The 19909-nt window shown below is 61.6% G+C and carries 22 protein-coding genes; 1 reads left to right on the top strand and 21 read right to left on the bottom strand.

The window, feature by feature from the left end:
- Window positions 1-80: 80 nt before the first annotated feature.
- The 20 genes from QFX16_RS02070 to QFX16_RS02165 form a co-directional block, all read right to left on the bottom strand.
- A complete protein-coding gene (locus QFX16_RS02070) occupies window positions 81-1307 on the bottom strand; it encodes a beta-ketoacyl-ACP synthase (RefSeq protein WP_283182633.1) in 1227 nt (408 codons plus the stop codon).
- Window positions 1307-2035, bottom strand: coding sequence for a 3-oxoacyl-ACP reductase FabG (fabG, locus tag QFX16_RS02075; protein ID WP_283182634.1), 729 nt, complete (start codon window positions 2033-2035; stop codon window positions 1307-1309). Before fabG ends, QFX16_RS02070 begins: the two co-directional genes overlap by 1 nt.
- On the bottom strand, window positions 2032-2493 hold the full coding sequence (locus tag QFX16_RS02080) for a hotdog family protein (RefSeq protein ID WP_283182635.1): 462 nt from the start codon (window positions 2491-2493) through the stop codon (window positions 2032-2034). Before QFX16_RS02080 ends, fabG begins: the two co-directional genes overlap by 4 nt.
- Window positions 2490-3686, bottom strand: a complete 1197-nt coding sequence (locus QFX16_RS02085; protein WP_283182636.1) for a beta-ketoacyl-[acyl-carrier-protein] synthase family protein — start codon at window positions 3684-3686, stop codon at window positions 2490-2492. Before QFX16_RS02085 ends, QFX16_RS02080 begins: the two co-directional genes overlap by 4 nt.
- Window positions 3683-4288 carry a hypothetical protein gene (locus QFX16_RS02090; protein ID WP_283182637.1) on the bottom strand — a complete coding sequence of 202 codons (606 nt, stop codon included), beginning with the start codon at window positions 4286-4288 and terminating at the stop codon, window positions 3683-3685. Before QFX16_RS02090 ends, QFX16_RS02085 begins: the two co-directional genes overlap by 4 nt.
- Window positions 4288-5013 carry a class I SAM-dependent methyltransferase gene (locus QFX16_RS02095; RefSeq protein WP_283182638.1) on the bottom strand — a complete coding sequence of 242 codons (726 nt, stop codon included), beginning with the start codon at window positions 5011-5013 and terminating at the stop codon, window positions 4288-4290. Before QFX16_RS02095 ends, QFX16_RS02090 begins: the two co-directional genes overlap by 1 nt.
- Complete coding sequence (locus tag QFX16_RS02100; protein WP_283182639.1) at window positions 5010-6257, bottom strand: NAD(P)/FAD-dependent oxidoreductase; 1248 nt, start codon at window positions 6255-6257, stop codon at window positions 5010-5012. Before QFX16_RS02100 ends, QFX16_RS02095 begins: the two co-directional genes overlap by 4 nt.
- A complete protein-coding gene (locus QFX16_RS02105; RefSeq protein ID WP_283182640.1) occupies window positions 6244-7404 on the bottom strand; it encodes a cation:proton antiporter in 1161 nt (386 codons plus the stop codon). The genes QFX16_RS02100 and QFX16_RS02105 overlap by 14 nt, the downstream gene beginning before the upstream one ends.
- Complete coding sequence (locus tag QFX16_RS02110) at window positions 7401-9740, bottom strand: MMPL family transporter (protein WP_283182641.1); 2340 nt, start codon at window positions 9738-9740, stop codon at window positions 7401-7403. The genes QFX16_RS02105 and QFX16_RS02110 overlap by 4 nt, the downstream gene beginning before the upstream one ends.
- Window positions 9724-10296: an outer membrane lipoprotein carrier protein LolA gene (locus QFX16_RS02115; RefSeq protein WP_283184506.1), complete on the bottom strand. Its 573-nt coding sequence runs from the start codon at window positions 10294-10296 to the stop codon at window positions 9724-9726. The genes QFX16_RS02110 and QFX16_RS02115 overlap by 17 nt, the downstream gene beginning before the upstream one ends.
- A gap of 164 nt (window positions 10297-10460) precedes the next feature.
- Window positions 10461-10886 (bottom strand): acyl-CoA thioesterase, encoded by a 426-nt coding sequence (locus QFX16_RS02120; RefSeq protein ID WP_283182642.1) that lies wholly within the window; start codon window positions 10884-10886, stop codon window positions 10461-10463.
- The gene (locus tag QFX16_RS02125; protein WP_283182643.1) at window positions 10879-12423 is read right to left on the bottom strand and encodes an HAL/PAL/TAL family ammonia-lyase; all 1545 of its coding nucleotides are present in this window, start codon (window positions 12421-12423) and stop codon (window positions 10879-10881) included. Before QFX16_RS02125 ends, QFX16_RS02120 begins: the two co-directional genes overlap by 8 nt.
- Entirely contained in the window at window positions 12404-13345 is a 942-nt protein-coding gene (locus QFX16_RS02130) for a lysophospholipid acyltransferase family protein (RefSeq protein ID WP_283182644.1), read from the bottom strand. Before QFX16_RS02130 ends, QFX16_RS02125 begins: the two co-directional genes overlap by 20 nt.
- Window positions 13342-14076 (bottom strand): glycosyltransferase family 2 protein, encoded by a 735-nt coding sequence (locus QFX16_RS02135; protein ID WP_283182645.1) that lies wholly within the window; start codon window positions 14074-14076, stop codon window positions 13342-13344. The genes QFX16_RS02130 and QFX16_RS02135 overlap by 4 nt, the downstream gene beginning before the upstream one ends.
- Window positions 14069-15751: an acyl-CoA synthetase family protein gene (locus tag QFX16_RS02140; protein ID WP_283182646.1), complete on the bottom strand. Its 1683-nt coding sequence runs from the start codon at window positions 15749-15751 to the stop codon at window positions 14069-14071. Before QFX16_RS02140 ends, QFX16_RS02135 begins: the two co-directional genes overlap by 8 nt.
- A complete protein-coding gene (locus tag QFX16_RS02145; RefSeq protein WP_283182647.1) occupies window positions 15748-16293 on the bottom strand; it encodes a COG4648 family protein in 546 nt (181 codons plus the stop codon). The genes QFX16_RS02140 and QFX16_RS02145 overlap by 4 nt, the downstream gene beginning before the upstream one ends.
- Entirely contained in the window at window positions 16290-16544 is a 255-nt protein-coding gene (locus QFX16_RS02150) for an acyl carrier protein (RefSeq protein WP_007992314.1), read from the bottom strand. Before QFX16_RS02150 ends, QFX16_RS02145 begins: the two co-directional genes overlap by 4 nt.
- Window positions 16545-16553: 9 nt before the next feature.
- A complete protein-coding gene (locus QFX16_RS02155) occupies window positions 16554-16814 on the bottom strand; it encodes a phosphopantetheine-binding protein (protein WP_283182648.1) in 261 nt (86 codons plus the stop codon).
- Entirely contained in the window at window positions 16795-17604 is an 810-nt protein-coding gene (locus QFX16_RS02160; RefSeq protein WP_283182649.1) for a lysophospholipid acyltransferase family protein, read from the bottom strand. The genes QFX16_RS02155 and QFX16_RS02160 overlap by 20 nt, the downstream gene beginning before the upstream one ends.
- Window positions 17580-18305, bottom strand: coding sequence for a beta-ketoacyl synthase chain length factor (locus tag QFX16_RS02165; protein WP_129439116.1), 726 nt, complete (start codon window positions 18303-18305; stop codon window positions 17580-17582). Before QFX16_RS02165 ends, QFX16_RS02160 begins: the two co-directional genes overlap by 25 nt.
- Before the next feature lie 354 nt (window positions 18306-18659).
- Between QFX16_RS02165 and QFX16_RS02170 the strand changes: the two genes are divergently transcribed.
- Window positions 18660-19430: a ParA family protein gene (locus QFX16_RS02170; protein ID WP_283182650.1), complete on the top strand. Its 771-nt coding sequence runs from the start codon at window positions 18660-18662 to the stop codon at window positions 19428-19430.
- A 7-nt stretch (window positions 19431-19437) separates the two neighbouring features.
- On the opposite strand, the gene trxC is transcribed toward QFX16_RS02170, so the two are convergent.
- Window positions 19438-19872, bottom strand: coding sequence for a thioredoxin TrxC (gene trxC, locus QFX16_RS02175; protein ID WP_283182651.1), 435 nt, complete (start codon window positions 19870-19872; stop codon window positions 19438-19440).
- Window positions 19873-19909 lie beyond the last annotated feature (37 nt).

Genomic DNA, 19909 nt, shown 5'->3' on the forward strand with positions numbered 1-19909 from the left:
AAGATCGCAGCCACGGTGTTCCTACAGTGGAATGTGTACACCTGTAGGAGCTGCCGAAGGCTGCGATCTTTTGATCTTGCTTACGACCAGCGCTTAAAAATCAGCGACGTATTAACCCCGCCAAACGCAAAGTTGTTGTTCATCACGTACTGGTTGCTCATCTGGCGGAATTCGCCGCGCAGGTAATCGAGTTTGCCGCAGTGCGGGTCGACGTCGTCGAGGTTGAGGGTGTGGACGTACAGGTCGCGGTTCATCATTTCGATGCTGAACCAGGATTCCAGCGCACCGCAGGCTCCGAGGGTGTGACCGAGGAAACTCTTTTGCGAGCTGATCGGCATGTGCTCGCCGAACAACGCGCTCGTTGCCAGTGTTTCGGCAATGTCGCCCTGTTCAGTGGCCGTGCCGTGACCATTCACGTAGCCGATGTCAGAAGGCTGTAACCCGGCGTCTTCCAGGGCCAGTTCCATGGCCCTGCGCATGGTGACCTGCTCTGGGCGGGTGGCGTGCTGGCCGTCGGCGTTGCTGCCGAAACCGACGAGTTCGGCGTGGATGTGCGCACCGCGAGCCAATGCGTGTTCGAGTTCTTCGAGCACCAGCATGCCGCTGCCTTCACCGATCACCAGGCCATCGCGGCCGCTGTCGTACGGGCGTGGGGAAGTCTGCGGCGCATCGTTTTTCAGGCTGGTGGCGTAGAGCGCATCGAAGACCATCGCTTCGGTGGGGCACAGTTCTTCGGCACCGCCGGCGAGCATCAATGGCAGGCGACCAAACTTGACCGACTCGTAGGCGTAACCGATGCCCTGACTGCCGCTGGTGCAAGCGCTGGAGGTCGGGATCAGCCGGCCGGTGAGGCCGAAGAAGATGCTGATATTCGCCGCCGTTGTGTGCGGCATCATGCGCACATAGGAGTTGGCGTTCAGGCCCTCGGCCACCGAGTTGAGCAGCATGTTGCCGAACGCCTTGATCTCGTCGGTGCTGCCGGTGGATGAGCCGCAGGAGACGCCCATGCGCCCGTCTTTGATCGAGGGGTCACCCAACAGACCGGCATCGGCCAATGCCTGTTCTGCCGCGCCGACCGCCAGGCGCGAGACCCGGCCCATGCTGCGCAATTGTTTGCGGGTCCAGTGGCTCGGCACTTTGAAGTCATCGATCGGCCCCGCCAGGCGCGTGTTGAGTTCGGTGAAGCGATCCCACTCGTCCATCCGGCGGATGCCGCTGCGGTTGGCCGCGAAGTTGCCGGCGATGGTATCCCAATCGCTGCCCAGTGAGGTGATGCCGGCCATGCCGGTGACGACGACGCGCTTCATCAACACAGGCCTCCGTTAACGGCCAGAACCTGCCGGGTGATGTACGACGCTTCCGCCGATATCAGGAAATTCACCGCGCTGGCCACCTCTTCCGGGGTGCCCATGCGTTGTGCGGGGATCATTTTCATCATTTCTTCCACCGGCACGTTTTCATCGAGCATTGCGGTGTCGATCAAGCCGGGTGCGACACAGTTAACAGTAATTTTGCGCTTGCCCAACTCGATCGCCAACGCCTTCGCCGCGCCGATCAAACCGGCCTTGGAGGCGCTGTAGTTGACCTGTCCACGGTTGCCGATCAACCCGGAAACCGAGGTGATGCAAACAATCCGCCCGGCCGCGCGACGACGAATCATCGGCATCATCACCGGGTGCAGCACGTTGTAGAAACCGTCGAGGTTGGTGCGCATCACCACATCCCAATCATCCTCGCTCAGGGCTGGAAAAGCACCGTCGCGTGTCAGGCCGGCGTTCAGCACCACACCGTAATAGGCGCCATGGGTTTCCACGTCGGCTTCGAGAATGGCTTTGCAGTTGGCGCGATCGGACACGTCGAATTGCAGAATGCGCACATTGCGCCCCAAGGCTTCGATTTCGGCCTTCACGGCTTCAGCGTCCGCCAGGCCGCTGCGGCAATGCAGCACGATGTCATGCCCGGCCTGAGCCAGACGCAAAGCGATAGCGCGGCCGATGCCACGGCTGGAACCGGTGATCAGTACGGATTCAGTCATGGCTGGGTTCCTTGGGTTTCATGAAGGTATTGAGCGGCCTGAGGCGGACGGAACACGTTCAGACGAGCGGTGGCGTGAATGCCGGGGGCGGTGATGTGGCATTCGAACACGCCCATGCCGTTGTCGTCTTCCAGCGAGCGGATGCCGTGGATGGTCAGCTCGGTGCCGGCGGGAAAGTGCTCGACGTTGCATTCGAATTTGCGGGTGCCGAGCAGAAACCCCAGCTCCACCGCATCGCCACGCTGACGGGCATGGCAACCGGCGTAGGCGGCGACGCTCTGGGCCATCAGTTCGATGCCGACCCAGGCTGGCAGGCTGCCGTCCGGGCGGTTGAACAGGCCATCGGGTTTGACCGTGAGACGGGTGTGAATCTGCTCGTCATCGAACGACAGGATCTGTTCGATGAAGATCATGTCGCCAGCGTGCGGCAGCAGTTCGGCGATCGGCCAGTCAATCATGGGGCGTCTCCGATAATCAGGCTGACGTTGTTACCACCGAAGGCAAAGGAATTGCTCATCAGATAGCGAGGTGCAATGGACGTCAGGCGATCAGCCGGGGTCACCCAATTCAGGGCTGGCAATTCGGGATCCGGTTGGCCGTCCCAGACGTGAGGCGGCAGGGCGTGCTCGCGGTTGCCTGCACTCAGGCTCAACCAGCAGAACGCCGCTTCCAGTGCGCCGGCAGCGCCGAGGGTGTGGCCGGTCATGGGTTTGGTCGACGAACACGGCACGCCCGCCGGGAACAACGTCGCCACCGCCAGGCTTTCCATGGCGTCGTTGTGTTGGGTGGCGGTGCCGTGCAGGTTCAGGTAATCGATCTGTTGCGGTTGCAGTTGTGCTTGGCTCAAGGCTTTGCGCATCGCTTGCAGGGCGCCACGGCCGGTCGGTTCCGGCGCAGAAATGTGATGTGCATCGGAGCTGGCGCCACTGCCGAGCAGGGCAATCGGCTGGCTGTCGCCGACATTTTTGCTCATCAAAAACAGCACCGCCGCTTCGCCAATGTTGATGCCGTTACGGTTCACCGAAAACGGGTTGCAGCGTTGTTCAGACACCGCTTCCAGCGCCGAGAACCCATTGAGGGTCAACTTGCACAGGCTGTCGACACCGCCACACAGCACCGCGTCGCACACGCCCAGGTCCAGCAGTCGCTGAGCACTCATCAGCGCTCGGGCGCTGGAAGTGCAGGCCGTGGAGATCACATAGGCCGGGCCGCTCAGTTGCAGCCAGTCGGCGAGGAAGTTCGCCGGAGCGCCGAGTTCCTGTTGCTGGTAGTCGTAATCGGCCGGGAACTGATGCTCGCGGATGTAATGGGCCAGGCCACTGCTGGCTTCGTCGATGCCCGAGGTGCTGGTGCCCAGAACGATACCAATGCGGTCGCGGCCGTAGGTCTGGATCGCCTGGTCGATGTCTTCGCGAATTTGCAGCGCTGCTTCCAGCAGCAATTGATTATTGCGGGTGCCTTGCGGCGCAAGCTCAGCCGGGATCGGCGCCAGTTCGCCGTGGACCGCGGCCACGGGCAACGACCGTTCCGCCACCCAGCCGGCCTCATAGCGCATGCCCGAACAGTCACCGGCAAACAGGTTGCGGGTGACTTCGGACTTGTCACGGCCCAGGGCGCAGATCACCCCGAGGGCATTCAGGTAGGCCGTCATGGCGTGTCCCCGCTGAGCGGCGTGACTTGATATTTCGGGCCTCTGGGCAGGTTCAATTCAAAGCTCATGGGTTGTGAGTAACGGACGTCCCAGTGCGCTGGCAAGGACCGTTGCGAGCCATGCTGCCACGCGGCGGGATAGTTGCCCGACAGTTCATCTTTGGGGGTCAGCGCAAACAGCAGCGCGGCGAACAGCTCTCGCGCTTCCGGATTGGGCGGCAGCAGACCGTCAGCCTGCCACTCGCCATCGACCAGTTTCTGGCGTGCCTGTGGAATGCCCAGCAAGTCCATCATCGACCAGCGAATGCCAGGGCCTTCACGCTGGATCACCAGCACCCAGTCCAGTCGTTGGTCGGCCACCAGGCGCTGGATGTGCAATTGCAGTGGCAACGACAGGTTCGGGGTTTGCTCGGGCAGCGGCGCCCGGCTGGCACAGGCGCTCAGCAACAGGACTGCGCCGAGGAGCAAAAATCTCAGGATGCCCGCTATCCCTGTGGGAGCGAGCCTGCTCGCGAATGCGTCAGCAGATCCAACACCATTGTTGACTGATACAACGCTTTCGCGAGCAGGCTCGCTCCCACAGGTTTGAGTTGCACTGAACATCACACGGCACCTTCAAGGGGTTTGCGCGCGACCACATTGACCAGGGTTTCTTCCCGTTGGCCAAAGGGCTTTGGCTGGCGCAGACCCAAGCGTTCAAACAGGCCGAAATCCTTGGCGCGGCTCCACCACAAGTACGGATAAGACACGTTTTGCGGGCCGAGTTCGAAACCCTGCTGGCGAATCATGTCCAGATACCCGGCGGCGCTCTTCTGCACGTGCATCGGATGGCGGAATAACCAGCGGATCACCCAGGTATCAATGTAAGCCTCGGTGGATTCGGCGAACAGCAGATAGCCACCGGGCTTGAGCACGCGGTAGAACTCGGCCAGTGCCTGTTCCTGCTGCACCAGATGATGGAAGGTCTGGTGACAGAACAGCAGATCGACGCTGGCGTCCGGGACGTTGATGCTCGCGCAGTCGCTGCCGATCATCTCCACCGCCATGCCCTGACGGACGGCTTCTTCGCCGGCCAGCTTCAGACTGTGAGGGTCGGCGTCCAGACCGATCAGGCGCTGGGGGGCAAAGGTCTGGCGCAAGTACTGAAACGACTTGCCCTGACCGCAACCGGCATCCAGCAGCACCGGGTTGCTCGGCGGTGTTTCGCCGAACAGGCTGCGCAAATCGGTGATTGCCACTCGCAGTACATGGTGCTGCCAGGTGTGGCTGCGCAGGAACCAGAAACCGAAACGGGTTTCTTCGACGTAGGTGTCGCTCAAGTAGCTCATGTGGCGTCCCTTGCACAGAGCTCCGAGAGCATCCGCAGCCGGCGCTTGGGTTCGGCGACGAACGGATTGCGCTCGTCCCAGGCATAACCGGCCAGAATCGAGCTGATCATGCGGCGAATATCGGGCGAGCCGCCCTCATGGTAAATCACATCCTGGAACGTCCCGGCGTACCAGCCTTCGACGTAGCAACGGAACGTGTCGACGCCGCGCTTGAGCGGGATGGCGAATTCAGTCTGCCAATCGACATGTTCGCCTTGCAATTGGCGATGCAGAACCCCGGCGGCCATGCTCGCCGAGCGCATGGCGATGGTCACGCCGGAGGAGAACACCGGGTCGAGGAATTCCGCTGCGTTGCCAAGCAGGGCAAAGCCTGGCCCGTGGAGGGTTTTGACGTTGGCTGAGTAGCCGCCGATGGTTCGAGCAGGCGTATCCCACACGGCGTTGTTCAGCACACCGGCCAGGCTTGGGGTTTCAGCGATAAATCCTCGCAGGCACTCGTCCAGATTTTCCATGCGGCCTTCGAAGTGTTCGGCTGCCGCGACCACGCCCACCGAACAACGGCCATTGCTGAACGGGATGGTCCAGAACCAGATATCGCGGTGGATCGGATGGGTGGTAATGAGGATTTTTTCCCGCTCGAAGGCCGGATTGTCGATGTGGTCTTCGACGTGGGTGAACACGGCCTGGCGCACCGGGAAATCCGACGGTGCTTCAAGGTCGAGCAAGCGCGGCAGCACACGCCCGTAGCCGCTGGCATCCAGCACGAAATCGGCTTCGACGCGGTACTGACTGCCGTCTTCGCGAAGCACGTCGAGCTGCGGTTTCGGCAGGGTGAAATCGACGCTGACGATGGCTTCGCCGTAACGAACGTCGACGCCTTGCAGTGCGGCCTGATCGGCCAGCAGCTTGTCGAAATCGGCACGCAGGACCTGGAAGGTGGTCGGCTTGCCGTTGCTGAAAGTCTCGCCGAAATCAAAAGCGCTGTATTGCTCGCCCCAAGCGAATGCCGCACCGTTTTTCAACTGGAATCCGGCGGCGTTCACCGCCTCGAGCATGCCGGCTTCTTCGACGAAATCCAGGCAATGGGACAGCAGGCTTTCACCGATGGAAAACCTTGGGAAGTGCTGGCGTTCGATCATCAATACGTCATGACCCTTGCGCTTGAGCAACGCGGCGGCGATGGCGCCCGATGGACCTGCACCGATAACCACGACCTGGCGATGTTCCATTTCAACTGTTGGCACGGGGGCTCCTTGCCGGGACGGCGATGTTCAGAGGGGGGCGGTGCATGCCGGCGAGTGCCGGCAGCAGTGTCGCGATCAGGCCCATCACCATCAGCGCGAAGTACAGCGCCGGGCTGATGAGTTGTTGTTGCAGCAGCAGGTTGAGAAAGACGATCTCGCTCAAGCCACGAATATTCAGCAAGACACTTTCCCGCCAGCGGCTGGCGCCTTCAAACGACGCGCCGGCCCAGCCGAGGCCCAGCCAGTTGCCCAGCAGTTTACTGGCAATCGGAAACAGCAGCAGTGCCGCCAGTTGCACCCAGCTGAGGCTGGCCATGGCCGCGTGGACGTTGATTTGCACGATGCCGAACGTGAGGATCAGCGGGATCGCGATATACGTCTGCAAGTGACTCATCCAGATCACCGGCAACGGCAGCACCAGCGGCACTTTGAGCGCGGCCATCCACAGCAGGTAACCGATGCCGAAAATCAGCGCATTGAGCTTGAAGTGTTCCGCTACGACCAGCAGTGCGAAGAAGCAACCGCTGTGCAGCAACGGCTGGCGCAATCGGAGCAGGCGCAGCAGCAACGGCAGGCAGGCGCCGGCCAGCGGCAGCAAGAGACTGCTCAGGTGCAGGCTGCCCTGGGCGATGGCGAACAGGGTCCAGCAAGTGAGGTCGATGAGGATCGCGGTCTGCACCAGTCGCCGGGTAGCGGCAGGCGGGTATTTGATGTGTCGCAGGTACAGATACAACACCGGAATCGCAGTGATGGCGAACAGCAGGCCGACCGCAAGGGAACTGATCCAGGGTTGCGGCGGTAACAGCCACACCGCTGTCGCGAGACCGCAGGAAAACGGAATGCAGAAACTCGGCAGGGCGATTTTCAGGCTTTGACGGTCGAGTCGCAGGTCAATCACGTCACTGAGAATGTGCCCCAGCAACAACGCAAAACTCAGGCTGTAGATGTTTTTCAGCCAGGCCGGCGCGACCAGCGCGGCGCCGCTCAATTGCCACTGGGGTTCGATCCAGAAGTACATCAGCAGCGGCAGGCCGAAGGTGGCCAGCAGCAACTGGCTGACGATCGGGATCACGCCGAAGTGACGACCGACACGGGTGGCCACGGCGAACAGCGCCAGGGCCATGACCCAGAACACAGCGATCATCATGTTGCCGACTCCGTGACCGGGGAAGCGTGAACCTGGCGTCCGGCCCACGGTGCAAGGATGAAGCTGAACGCCAGGCCGAGGCTCACCGACAGACCGAAGTTGCTCACCGCCGGCGTGCTGGACACCGCCAGCAAACCGAACGACAGCCAGGTGGTCAACGCCGCCAGCAAGGTGCCCAGCAGGCTCACGGCAGCGCCGCCGACCTGTTCACGCATGAGGATCGCGTAATCGACGCTGATGGCCGTCACCAGCAGCAGGCCGAACAGGCTGAACAGCGTCAGCGGTTGCCCCAGCCAGCCGAGACTGGCCAGGCTGCACAGCGCGGCCAGCAGCGGCAGGGCGACGATCCGCAGCGCGCCACCGAAACCGAACGGCAGGATCAGCACCAGCACGATCAGCACACAGGAAGCGAGTTTCAACTCTGCGGCACTGATCTGGGTGTCGGCAAACACCTTGTTCAACTCACCGAGGCGATCCACCAGTTCTACGCCCGGCAAATCCAGTGCCTGAACGCGCAGCAGGGCAGGATTGTTCAGCCCTTGCAGGCTGACCATCGCCGCTACGCCGTCATCGGTCGGTCCCAGCCACAGCGCGCGATAGGGTTCCGCCAACGGACCGGCCAGCGCCGCGTCGATGTCTTCGGTGGGCAGTGCCTGCAACTTCGTGAGCTCTGCTTGCAGCGCCTCGGCCGGCACACCGACATCGAGCAGCGGTTGCCAGAACTGCGGCAACTTGTTCAGCGCTTCACGCACTTTCCGCTGTTCGGTGGGTTGGCTGACCAATTGATTGAGCGACAGATAACCCTTGAGCTTTTCCAGGTTGACCAACTGATCCAGCCGCTCGCTCAGCGCGGTTTGGCGTTCCAGCAGTTGCTGCTGATTGGCCGCGCGCACCAGGAAGAACTGGCTGGTGGGTTGATAGCCCGTGATGCGCGCAATGGTTTGTGCTTCGTCAGTCAGTTGCTGCGGTGCACCGACCCACTGGCGAATGTCGTTTTTGGTGTCGAGCTGCAACAGACCGCCCACACAAAACGCAATCAGCAGCGCCAGCAGCACCGGCGTGCTCGCGAGTTTGAGCAACGCTTCACGGCGCCCCAGCAAAAACTCGGACACCCGCAGCGGCCACTGCGCTGGACGCAGATCTGTGCCCTTGAGCAGTGCCGGCAGCAGGCACACGGCGGATAAATAAGCGCCGAGCAGACCGGCGGCAGAGAACACGGCAATCTGGGTCAGCGCCGGGAACGGTGTCCAGGCCAGGGCCAGGTAACCGATGCAACTGGTGATCAGGCTCAGCGTCAGGCCCGGCAACGTCAGGCGCAGGGCCGGCCAGCTGTGCCAGGGTTTCAGGCTCCAGCTCTTGGACAGGTAATGCAGCGGGTAGTCGACCGCTACGCCGATCAGGCTCGAACCGAGCACCAACGTCATCACATGCATATGGCCGAACAGCGCCACACAGGCCACCGCGCCGAAGAGCATACCGACCAGCACCGGGACGAAGGCCAGCAACACCCGCCAGCGCCGGAAGGCCAGCAGCAACAGCAATAGAATGCCCGCCGTGGCGCCACCACCGACCCAGGTCATTTCCCGGGTGGCTTGCTTTTGCCCACTGGCCGCATAGAGCAAGCCGCTGGCGGCAAGCAATTGAACGTTCGCCTGGGCGGCTTGTTCGCGGCTGTGCTGGAGCAGGTCGGCCACTTGCAGCGGCAGGTTCATGTCGAAGGCGTTGCCCGTGGTGCGCGAGCGCAGCAGCACCCAACTCTTGCCGTCGGCATCGGCGACCAGCGCACCGCTGCCGATGTCCAGTTGCACCGAACCGTGCTGCGGCTGGCTGTTCTGGATGCGCCCGGTCAGGCCCAGCCAGTCATCCTGGCTCGGCACCAGGCTGAAACCGGTGAAGGGGTCGAACAGCGCTTGCACCCTCTGCTGGATAAACGCGTCGGGATGCTCGATCAGTTGCTGCCGGTCGACCGCCGAGAGCATGGCCAGTCGGCCTTGCAGCAATTGCGTGCGCAGCGCCGGGAGGTCGGCTTGCAGGTTCCATTGGACCTTTTCGAACAAGCCGCTTGCCTGCCATTGCTCACCCAGTTTCTGGGCCATGGCGACGGCTTGCTGGCGATCCGTATGACCCACCAACACCAGCATTTCGCGGTTCAGCGGTTCTTGCATGCGTTGTTCGGCGCGCAGTTCCAGCGCGTCCGGCGCCGTGCCTGGCACCAGCTCCATCAGGTTGGCCGACAGCGGGGCGCCGTCACGCCATTGCCAACCGGCAAGTGCAAGCACCGCCAGCAGCAGGATCAGAAACAGCCGTGGAAGCCTCCGTTCACTGGGCAAAGTCATGTTGCTCCGCATCGCTCAACGGTTGGGCGCTGGTGCTGTCTTGCATGCGTAAAAGCGTGCTGTCGCCCTGGGTTTCGAGCAGCTCGATGCTGTGCACCAGTTCGCCGCCGGCAATGTTGATCTGAGTGAACACCTGCTTGAGCAGCATGGAACGCGGGGTCAACGTCAGCTTCCAGTGCTGTGCGTCGCCGCTCAGTGAAAGCTCGAAGTCTCGTTGCAGCCCGCTGCTGTCGCCTTGCAGTACGGCGAGGAACAAGCGGTTCTGCTCGGCGCCGGCACTTTTGCTCGGCAGCATTTGCCAACCGTTGGCGTCACGCCGGGCAATGCCTTTGGCGCTGATGCGGTAATCCTGTTGCAGCGGGGTTTTCAGCAGCCAGAGCAAACCGTGGTTTTTAGCGAGAACGAAAGTGCCCTTGCTGGTCAGCGGCTGGGGCAGGGCGCGCAGGTGTTTTTCTTGAATGAAGTTGCCGTGGATCACATCAGGTTTTGCCAGTTGATCGCTGAGCTGTTGCAGATCGAATGCCTGCGCCAACGAAGAAAAGCCAACCATCAACATCAGCCCCACCACGAACCTGTAGCAGCTGGCGAAGCCTGCGTTCGGCTGCGCAGCAGTCGCCCTGCGGTTCTTGTGATGTACCGCATGTGCAGGTTTTGCGACGGCTTCGCCGCCGAACGCAGCCTCGCGGGCTCGCCAGCTGCTACAGACGGTTTTCAGCAGGTTCATGCGAGCATCCTTTCAACTGCATCGGTGAAGACCTTGGGTGAGGCCAACTGCATTTCGCGGCTGCTCATGTCGACGGCGACCTGCACGGAACTGGCGCGGGTCAAGCGTTCGCCGGTTTCCAGATCGCTGATCAGGTAGTTGATCTTCAGACGGTTCTCCCATTCCACCAGATTGGCGCGCACGTTGAGCTTTTGGCCGAACACGGCGCCGCGCACATAACGCAGTTGCAGATCGATCACCGGCCACGCGTAGCCCGACTCGACCATGGCCGTGTAGTTGTGGCCGATCTTGTCCAGCAACGCGCAGCGGGCGACTTCCAGGTATTTGATGTAATGGCCGTGCCAGACGACGTTCATCGTGTCGACATCAAAGAACGGCACAAGGATTTCCATATCGGTGTGAAGCACTCCCTTGCTACGCATGCAGCCTCCAGTGTTGCTCGGCAATACGCTTCAGGCACAGGCGCAGTTCACTTTCCAGCGCGCGGTCTTCGATGACCGGCGGGAAGTCTTTCGCCAACTCTTCGTGCATGGCGGCCAGGGCTGGCGGCAATGGACGTGCATCTTCGGCCTTGCTGCGCAGCCAGACGCCTTGGTTGGCGGCCAGCAGGGTGGCAGCGGCAACCTGTTCGGTCAGTTCCAGCACGCGAATCGCATCGCGGGCGGCGATGGTTCCCATGCTCACTTTGTCCTGGTTGTGGCACTCGGTAGAACGCGAGAAGACGCTGGCCGGCATGGTGTTTTTCAGCGCTTCGGCGGTCCAGGCACTGGTGCCGATCTGCACGGCTTTGAAGCCATGGTTGAGCATCGCGCGATCCGCAGTGGCTCCGGACAGGTTGCTCGGCAAACCATGGTTGTAACGCTCGTCCACCAGCAAGGCGAGTTGACGGTCGAGCAGGTCGGCGACGTTGGCCACCAGGTTTTTCAGGCTGTCCATGGCGAACGCAATGTGGCCGCCGTAGAAGTGCCCGCCGTGCAGCACGCGTTCGGCTTCGGCGTCGATAATCGGGTTGTCGTTGGCGCTGTTGAGTTCGATCTCGATGAACGAGCGCAGCCAGTTCAGGCTGTCGGCCAATACGCCGAGGACGTGGGGTGCACAACGCAGGGAATAACGGTCTTGCAGGCGATGCAGCGGCGCGGTCGGCGCGTCGATCGCCAGATCCTTGCGCAGCCACGCGGCGACTTGCATTTGCCCCGGATGCGGTTTGGTGGCGAACAGGCGCTCGTCGAAGTGCTCGGGGTTGCCTTGCAGGGCGACCACGTTCAACGCGGTGATGCGCGTGGCCAGTTGCAGCAGGTAATCGGCGCGGGCATAGGCCAGGCACGCGAGACCGGTCATGACGGCGGTGCCGTTCATCAGCGCCAGCGCTTCTTTCGGGCGCAGTACCAGCGGTTCCCACCCCAGTTCGCGGTGTACGTCGGCCGCTTGGCGGCGTTCGCCACGGAACATCACTTCGCGCTCGCCGGACAACGTCGCGGCGACATAGGACAACGGCGTCAGATCACCGCTGGCGCCCACCGAGCCCTCTTCCGGGATCAGCGGCAGGATGTCGTGTTCGAGGAAGGCTTGCAGGCGTTCCAGCAGTTCCACACGCACCCCGGACACGCCGTGGCACAGCGACTGCAAACGCGCCGCCAGTACCGCGCGAGTGGCTTGTGCGTCGAGCAGTTTGCCCAGGCCGCAGCCGTGGAAGGTGTACAGATGACGGGGCAACGCCTCGACGTGATGCAGCGGCACCGCGACCACGCAGGAATCGCCGTAGCCGGTGGTCACGCCGTAGATCACGCCTTCCTTGTCCAACAGGGAGTCCAGGAATCGCGCACCCTTGGCGATACGCTCGCGGTACGCAGGGTCGCTTTGCAACTGCGTCGGCACCTGACGGTTGGCCAGGGCCAGCACGTCTTCGATGCGCAAAGGGAGTTCGCCGAAGGTTACCGGCTCAAGCGTTGGCGTCGTCATCGGTCTTCCAGAAAGGGTAAAAGTTGAACCATTGTTGGGGCGCTTCAAGGCAATAGTGACCCAAGCGTTCGGCATAGCGGGAGGCCCACTGATGAATGACCTGCTCGCGGTCGCTGCGCTTCCACACCACAGCCTCGGCGAACGGTTCGAGGGTCAGTCGATAGTCGCCCGCCGGCTTCTTCAGGCACAGCATCAGGTTGATCGGGCATTTCAGCAGACCGGCCAGCAACCATGGCCCCTGAGGGAACGCGGCTTGATGGCCGAGGAAGTCCACCGTCACGCTGCGCCCGCCGTGCAGCGGCACGCGATCGCCGGCAATCGCCAGCCATTCGCCGCGCTCCAGGCGTTCATGGAGTTGCAGCATGATCAGCGGGTCCAGCTCGCTGACCTGAATCAGTCGCAAATTGGTCGCGCCGGCTTCACCCAGCAAGCGATTGAATTGCTCAGCATGCTTGGTGTGCACCAGCACGTTCATCGTGACTTTTTCGCCGATCTCGGCCAGCGCACGGCAGACCTCGAGATTACCCAAATGCGCGCCTACCAGCATCTGCCCGCGGGTGCCGCGCAGTTGATTGCGCAGCAATGCCGGGTCGATGATTTCGATCTGCTCGATGCTCAGTTTGCCGTTCCATACGTCGAGCTTGTCGAGCATGGAATCGGCGAAGGCCATGAACTGTCCGAAGACTCGCCAATGGGTCGGGCGCAATTCATTGCGACCACTCCAGTCAGCTAGCCGCTGCTGGTATTGCCAGGCGCTGTGACGGGCGCTGCGCCCGAACAGGAAAAAGTACAGGACGATGCCGTACAGCAGCGGGCTCAGCAGCCGACGGCCCAAGACTTTTGCGCAGAGCGCGGTGAACTTCATCAGCCAGAAACTACCGCGCTCCTGGCGGTCAGCCCAGTGTTCCTTGTCTGCGCTCATGCTCGCCACCGTCGCCAGAGAATCACTGGAGCCCGCAGCAACATGCCGAAGAACAACCGGGTGTGCATGCTCGTAATCAGCACGTTGTCGTGGAACAGGCGGAAATGCGAGACGCCATCCAGCGGGTAACGGACTTTGGTTTGCAGCCATTGCATGGGGAGATTGCGCCAGGCCAGTCGTACGAGAATGTCCGAGTCGAAGTCCATGCGCTTGCCGATCTTGGCCGAATCGATCAGCGCCAGGGTCGGTGGTAACGGATAGACGCGGAAGCCGCACATGGAATCGCGAATCTGCAACGAGAGGGTGTTGATCCAGACCATGACGTGGGTCAGGTAACGGGCGTACAAACGACCTTTCGGCACGCTGGCGTCGTATCGCGGATAGCCGCAGATCACCGCCTCGGGATGGGCACGTGACAGTTCAATGAAGGTCTGGACGTCTTGCAGATCATGCTGGCCGTCGGCATCCACCTGCAAGGCATGGCTGAAGCCCAGGCGCGAGGCTTCGCGCATGCCAGTCATGACCGCGCCACCCTTGCCCTGGTTGGCGCCGAGCCGGATCAGGAACACCTTGTCGCGCCGGGCCAGTTGATCGAGCACCTTTGCGCAGGCCGGGCTGCTGGCATCGTCCACCAAAATGCATGGCAGGCTGCTGGCGAGCAGCGCATCAACCACCGTGGTGATGGCGGTTTCGTGGTTGTAGACCGGGATGATTGCGCAGGGGCTATGCATCGCCTGCAGCCTCCAGCAAGATCCGCCCACTGGAGCAGGTCGCGGTCTCGTTGCGATAGGCGAAATACAACTTGTTGCGCGTCGGATCGAAGCGCAGGTGCAGCTGGACTTCATCGCCCGGGCGCACCAGTTGCTGGAATTTCAGCACTTCCATGCCCGCGAATTTTGCTGGCAGTTCCATCAATTGCTGGCCCAGCGTGAGCGCCCATTCCACTTGCACCACGCCGGGTAATACTGGCGCCTGGGGGAAGTGACCGCTGAAGTAGGCGAGGTCGGGAGGTACCACCAGTTGCAGGCTCCATTCGCCATCGACTTCGACTTGATCCAGCACTTCCGGCGCCTTTGGACGCGGCGCCAGCAGCAGGGCTTCAACGGTGGCCTGGGGCAGTTTGCCCTGAGCGTTCAGCGGCAGTTGCCGCAGCAGGCGCCAGCGTCGTGGCAGGGCCAGGGCTTCGCAATGCTGGCTCAAATGCTGACGCAGTTCTTGCGTGAGGGTGCGTCGACCCTGATTGCGCAAGGCATGCAGGCCTGACTCGGTCAGCACCAGCAGCGCCCCTAATGAGGCGCGGTTTTCCTGGACCACGCCAAGACGCGCTTCGGCGACCCAGTCGTGGGCTGTGAGTGCCTGTTCCAACATCGGTAGCGAGATACGTTTTTCTTCCAGTTTGACGATCCGATCCAGCCGTCCGAGCAGTTCGAATCGGCCGTCGGCAGCGATTCGCGCGGCATCCGCGGTGTGTTCGATATGCCCGGGCGGCAAGTAAGGCGAAGCAATGAGCAGGGCGCCGTCGCTGTCCTGGCTCAACTCGATGTCAGCAAAGGGCTGCCAGAGCGCGTGGCCTTGACGCCAGGCGATGCCGCCGGTTTCCGAGCTGCCGAGGATTTCTGTGGGCCATTGCTGCAGGCGTTGCTGAAGGCTTTGTGCGGCCTCGGCCGGCAGGGCGCCGCCGGAGGAAAACACTCGGCGAACTGCACTTAATGCGGGCCAGTCGAGGTTGTCGCCCATGCGCTTGAGCAGCGCCGGGCTGGCGACCCAGGCGAACACCGGGTGTTCGCGGCTGGCGCGCTGCAAGTCTTCAGGGAAGGCCAGCTGCTTGCGCACAAACGAGCGCCCGGCGCACAGCGGCCACAGCACGCGGAACAGCAATCCGTAGATATGTTGAGTGGCGACGCTGCCGATGATGCAAGCCGCGCCAAGATCGGCGCCCCAGAGCAGTTCCAGCGCTTCGACTTCATTGGCCAGTTGGCGCAGGGTTTTGTCGATGCGCTTGGGTTCGCCACTGGAGCCGGACGTGCACAGGCTCAGCGAACAGCGATCCAGATCCAGTGCGGCCGCCATCAATGGCGGTTGCCGGTAATCGCTAAGGTGTGCGTCATCGGCCTGATCGGTCAGCCATAGATCGACTTCGGTCGACCAGCGCTGGCGAGTCTGGGCTTGCAGGTCTGCGGGCAGCAGCACGCTGACTCCGGCGCGCCAGGCACCGAGCAGGGCAATCGCCAGGTCAGCGGCGTCCTCAAGGTGCACGGCAATACGCCGCGCCCCCTGGGCTTTCAGGCCGGCGGCGAGGCTTAACGCCTGTTCGCACAGTTGCGCGTGATTCAGAGCCGGTTCGGCCGTCACGGCACGTTCCGGTTGCGCCTTGAGCAACAGGTGCTCAAGTTTTATCCAATTCATGGGTGGCCTCGTACCCGTTGTCGTATAAGCCATTCAATGGCAAACAGCAGGCCCATCAATCCGTAGGAAATCAGGCCGGTGTACAACATCCACCAACTCAGCGGCGCCCAGAGGGTCAGGGCGGCGGCGAGCAAACCGTTACAGAAGAAAAACACGCACCAGACGATCGTCACCTGGCGGGTATAAACAATCGCCTTGGCCGGCAGTTGCGGTTCGCGCAATCGCGCCAGGCGTTCGATGATCGGTGGGCCATATTTCAAGCTCAGGCCAAACAGCCCGAGCATGAACGCGCTGATCAGCACCGGGTACCAGCGCAGCAGCAGCGGGCTGTCGAACAACGCCAGCAACAGGCAAAAAGCAATCGCGGTGACCGCCATCCACAAACTGCCGGGCTTGCGAGTACCGAGCAGTGCCCGGGCCAGCCACAGGCTGCCCAATAGCAGACCAAACTGCCACGGCGCGAAATGTTCCATGCCGAAATACACCGCAAAGGGGTACAGCAGGCCCGCCAGCAGCAGGCCGAGGCCGATCAGTCGGCTCATGCGGCCGGCTGAACCAGACGGTAGACCGCCTCGACCACGTCGCTGACGGTACGCACCGATTTGAACTCTTCGGCAGCGATTTTCTTGCCGGTCTGACGTTTGATGTGATCGATCAGGTCGACCGCGTCAATGCTGTCGATTTCCAGGTCCTGATACAGGTTGGATTCGAGGCTTACGCGCTCGGGGTCCAGCTCGAAGAGTTCGACCAGAGCATCGCGCAGGGTGTTGAAGATGTCGTCACGAGTTTGCATGGTCCGGTCTCAAGCTGCCTGTTTTGCAATGACGAACGCCGCAAGGCTCGCCACGTTGCTGAAGTGATTGCGGGTGTCTTTGGCGTCGGCGTCGATTTTGATGCCGTACTTTTTCTGGATTGCCAGACCGAGTTCCAGAGCGTCTACCGAATCCAGGCCCAAACCTTCGCCGAACAGCGTCTGGTCGTCGCCGATGTCTTGTGCGCTGATGTCTTCAAGGCCCAGGGCGTCGATGATCAGTTCTTTGATTTCACGGTGTAGATCGCTCATCTTCGGCGAGCTCCTTAATATAGTAATGATGCAAATAGTCATTGAGCTTGCGCGAGGCCTGAGGAGCTGGGCCCAGCGCGGCGAAGGCTTGTGGGTCTATATCGGCCCCGACACGGAAACTGAAGTGCACACGTCGTTTTGGGATCCGATACCAGGGCTCGGCCTTGGTCAGCGTGGTCGGGCTGACCTTGATGATCACTGGGGTGAGGATTTTCGCACCCCGCAGAGCGATTGCCGCAGCACCCCGATGAAAGGCCGGCGCCTGACCGGGCTGAGTGCGGGTGCCTTCAGGAAAGATGATCAGGGTCTGGCCGCTTTTCAGCGCGTCGGCAGCGGCATCGAGCATGTCCATGCTGCCGTCGTTGCTGATGTAGTCGGTGCGGCGTAGCGGGCCACGGGTAAAAGGGTTCTCCCAGAGGCTTTGCTTGACCACGCAGTTGGCGTGGCGCACCAGGCCGATCAGGAACACCACATCAATCAGCGACGGGTGATTGGCAATGATCATTTGCCCCGGTCGACCGAGTTTTTCGGCGCCCTGGATGTCGTAAGTCAGCACCCCGGTGCGAGCCATGAATCGCACAAAAAACCAGAACAGACGGGCGACGGTGTGCCGCGCTCGCCGCCGGTGTGTCCGGGCATCGCCGGGCAGGCAGTTCAGCAGCGGGAAAACCACAAGCCGCAGGCACAGCCCGCCCAACCCGAACAGGGTGAAGCTTGCGGCGGTAGCCAGCAGACGCCAGTAATAGGCGTCGCGGTTTTTTTCGGTTACAGGTTGCGTTGCCAGGTCCATACACGATTTTTCCAGGCATGTTGGCAGGTTGTCTGCTGGCCGAGCAGGGTACTCAATAGGTTCAGGGCGTGGGGCCAGTGGGCTTTGGACAACTCATCCGAGGCGCTGTTCAGGGACAGCTGCCAGTCGTTTCCGGGGGTGATCAGCAGGCCAACCGCGTAAGGGAACGGCACGTCGTCGATCCAGGTCGAGTAGGCTTCGGGCGGTTGCTCTTCGGTGACGATCAGCAGTACCGCGGGAGCGCCCTCGGAAAGCAAGGCCGCGGCCTCTAGCATGCCGTGTTCAAGGCCATCGCCGGCTGCAGCGAGGGCAGTCATTTCGCTGGTTTCACCCCGCATGATCGACCAGAGGCCGATGATCGCGTTGTGCACGGACAGGCTGAATTGAGTCGGCGACAGCGGTTGATCGGCAGCCAGATCGCTGAGGATATCGAAAGTGCGCGGGGTTTCGCCGTGGCGAGAAATAAAGACCAACGGTAGGTCCTGGCGGCCATCGGCCAAGGGCCAGCCGACACTGAACGCCATCCGCGCCAGCCGACTGAGTCGCCGGCGCTGCATGGCCGGCAAAAACGAGACGTCGGGTGCGGCATCGCTGCTCGCAAGCACGACCGGTTGTCGGCTCCAGGCCTGCCAATCGTCCACGCTTTCGAGCCCAGGGGCCCACGCGCGCCATTGGGCGATGTTGAAATTGATCACAGACATTCATCCCGCCCTTGCGGGCTTCCTTGACGCGATGAGTCGCAAAAAACGCGAACTACCTTGCGTAGCGCTTAGCGCCGAGTGGCGCGCATTATCCCGTTGCGGCGGGCGTGTAGCAAATGATGGTTACATTTTGCTCAATGAAATGTACCGGTTGGTTCGTGCATGGCTATCGTTTGGCCATTATCCACACTTCGGCCGGCCGATCTGCCGGCTCTGTCGGCAAGCAGTGCACGAGTTCACGGCTTTTTCCGCGCGAGATTGCACCTGACTGTGTAGTCCCGATGCCGGCGAGGTAGCTAAGCAGCGCCGTGGACTACTACACTCGGTCATTCTTTGATACACGGAGGTTTTGACATGCGGCGCGTGGTGTTCAATCAGAAAGGTGGCGTAGGCAAATCCAGCATTGCCTGCAATCTGGCGGCGGTCAGCGCCAGCGAGGGCTATCGCACCCTCTTGGTGGATCTCGATGCCCAGGCCAACTCCACTCAGTACCTGACGGGGCTCACCGGTAATGACATTCCTATGGGCATTGCCGACTTTTTCAAACAGACCCTGTCTTCCGGACCGTTCGCGAAGAAAAACCAGGTCGATATCTACGAAACCCCGTTCGACAACCTCCACGTCATCACTGCCACTGCCGAGCTGGCTGACTTGCAGCCCAAGCTTGAGGCCAAACACAAGATCAACAAGCTGCGCAAATTGCTCGAGGAACTGGACGGCGATTACGACCGGATTTACCTCGACACCCCGCCAGCGCTGAATTTCTACGCGGTATCTGCGTTGATTGCCGCTGATCGTGTACTTATTCCCTTCGATTGCGACAGCTTCTCGCGTCAGGCGCTGTACGGCCTTTTGGCGGAAATCGAAGAATTGAAGGATGACCATAACGAGGGGCTGGAAGTCGAAGGTATCGTAGTCAACCAGTTCCAGGCTCGCGCCAGTCTGCCCCAGCAAATCCTCGACGAACTGATCGCCGAAGGCCTGCCGGTATTACCGGTGTACCTGAGCAGCTCGGTGCGCATGCGTGAATCCCACCAGGCCAACACGCCGCTGATCCACCTCGATCCGCGTCATAAGCTGACGCAGCAATTCGTCGATCTGCACAACCTGCTGGAAAATGCCTGACTGCTCTTCAGATCCCTTGGCTACGTAACCAGCTCATCAACTGCGGTAACGGGAAGGCGCCGCTCTGTCGTGCCACTTCCCGACCGTTCTTGAACAGAATCAGACTCGGGATCGAACGGATCCCCAACTGCGCCGACAGCTGCTGGTTTGCCTCGCTGTCCAGCTTGGCCAGTCGACACTTGCCCGCCAATTGCACCGCCGCCTGCTCGAACACCGGCGCAAACGACTTGCACGGCCCACACCAATCCGCCCAAACGTCCACCAGCAGCGGCAGATCACCTTTGATCTGGCTGGCGTAATCGCTTTGCTTCAGTTCGAAGGGTTTATTCAGCAGGACTTCGGCTTTGCAGCGGCCGCATTTTGGATGGTCGTTGAGGCGTTCGGCGGGGATGCGGTTGAGGCCGTTGCAGTGGGGGCAGGGGACGAGGAGTGGGTCGGTCATGCGGATGATCCTGTAAAGAAGCCGATGACCCCTATGT

Source organism: Pseudomonas svalbardensis (genome assembly GCF_030053115.1).
GTDB classification, from domain to species: Bacteria; Pseudomonadota; Gammaproteobacteria; order Pseudomonadales; family Pseudomonadaceae; genus Aquipseudomonas; species Aquipseudomonas svalbardensis.

Coding starts and splice junctions, on each gene's coding strand:
- QFX16_RS02115 (WP_283184506.1), bottom strand. CDS start 10,296: ATGTTGATGGTTGGCTTTTCTTCGTTGGCGCAGGCATTCGATCTGCAA.
- QFX16_RS02135 (WP_283182645.1), bottom strand. CDS start 14,076: ATGCATAGCCCCTGCGCAATCATCCCGGTCTACAACCACGAAACCGCC.
- QFX16_RS02170 (WP_283182650.1), top strand. CDS start 18,660: ATGCGGCGCGTGGTGTTCAATCAGAAAGGTGGCGTAGGCAAATCCAGC.
- QFX16_RS02105 (WP_283182640.1), bottom strand. CDS start 7,404: ATGATGATCGCTGTGTTCTGGGTCATGGCCCTGGCGCTGTTCGCCGTG.
- fabG (WP_283182634.1), bottom strand. CDS start 2,035: ATGACTGAATCCGTACTGATCACCGGTTCCAGCCGTGGCATCGGCCGC.
- QFX16_RS02110 (WP_283182641.1), bottom strand. CDS start 9,740: ATGACTTTGCCCAGTGAACGGAGGCTTCCACGGCTGTTTCTGATCCTG.
- trxC (WP_283182651.1), bottom strand. CDS start 19,872: ATGACCGACCCACTCCTCGTCCCCTGCCCCCACTGCAACGGCCTCAAC.
- QFX16_RS02125 (WP_283182643.1), bottom strand. CDS start 12,423: ATGACGACGCCAACGCTTGAGCCGGTAACCTTCGGCGAACTCCCTTTG.
- QFX16_RS02095 (WP_283182638.1), bottom strand. CDS start 5,013: ATGAGCTACTTGAGCGACACCTACGTCGAAGAAACCCGTTTCGGTTTC.
- QFX16_RS02150 (WP_007992314.1), bottom strand. CDS start 16,544: ATGCAAACTCGTGACGACATCTTCAACACCCTGCGCGATGCTCTGGTC.
- QFX16_RS02080 (WP_283182635.1), bottom strand. CDS start 2,493: ATGATTGACTGGCCGATCGCCGAACTGCTGCCGCACGCTGGCGACATG.
- QFX16_RS02140 (WP_283182646.1), bottom strand. CDS start 15,751: ATGAATTGGATAAAACTTGAGCACCTGTTGCTCAAGGCGCAACCGGAA.
- QFX16_RS02090 (WP_283182637.1), bottom strand. CDS start 4,288: ATGTTCAGTGCAACTCAAACCTGTGGGAGCGAGCCTGCTCGCGAAAGC.
- QFX16_RS02160 (WP_283182649.1), bottom strand. CDS start 17,604: ATGGACCTGGCAACGCAACCTGTAACCGAAAAAAACCGCGACGCCTAT.
- QFX16_RS02070 (WP_283182633.1), bottom strand. CDS start 1,307: ATGAAGCGCGTCGTCGTCACCGGCATGGCCGGCATCACCTCACTGGGC.
- QFX16_RS02130 (WP_283182644.1), bottom strand. CDS start 13,345: ATGAGCGCAGACAAGGAACACTGGGCTGACCGCCAGGAGCGCGGTAGT.
- QFX16_RS02085 (WP_283182636.1), bottom strand. CDS start 3,686: ATGACGGCCTACCTGAATGCCCTCGGGGTGATCTGCGCCCTGGGCCGT.
- QFX16_RS02155 (WP_283182648.1), bottom strand. CDS start 16,814: ATGAGCGATCTACACCGTGAAATCAAAGAACTGATCATCGACGCCCTG.
- QFX16_RS02120 (WP_283182642.1), bottom strand. CDS start 10,886: ATGCGTAGCAAGGGAGTGCTTCACACCGATATGGAAATCCTTGTGCCG.
- QFX16_RS02145 (WP_283182647.1), bottom strand. CDS start 16,293: ATGAGCCGACTGATCGGCCTCGGCCTGCTGCTGGCGGGCCTGCTGTAC.
- QFX16_RS02165 (WP_129439116.1), bottom strand. CDS start 18,305: ATGTCTGTGATCAATTTCAACATCGCCCAATGGCGCGCGTGGGCCCCT.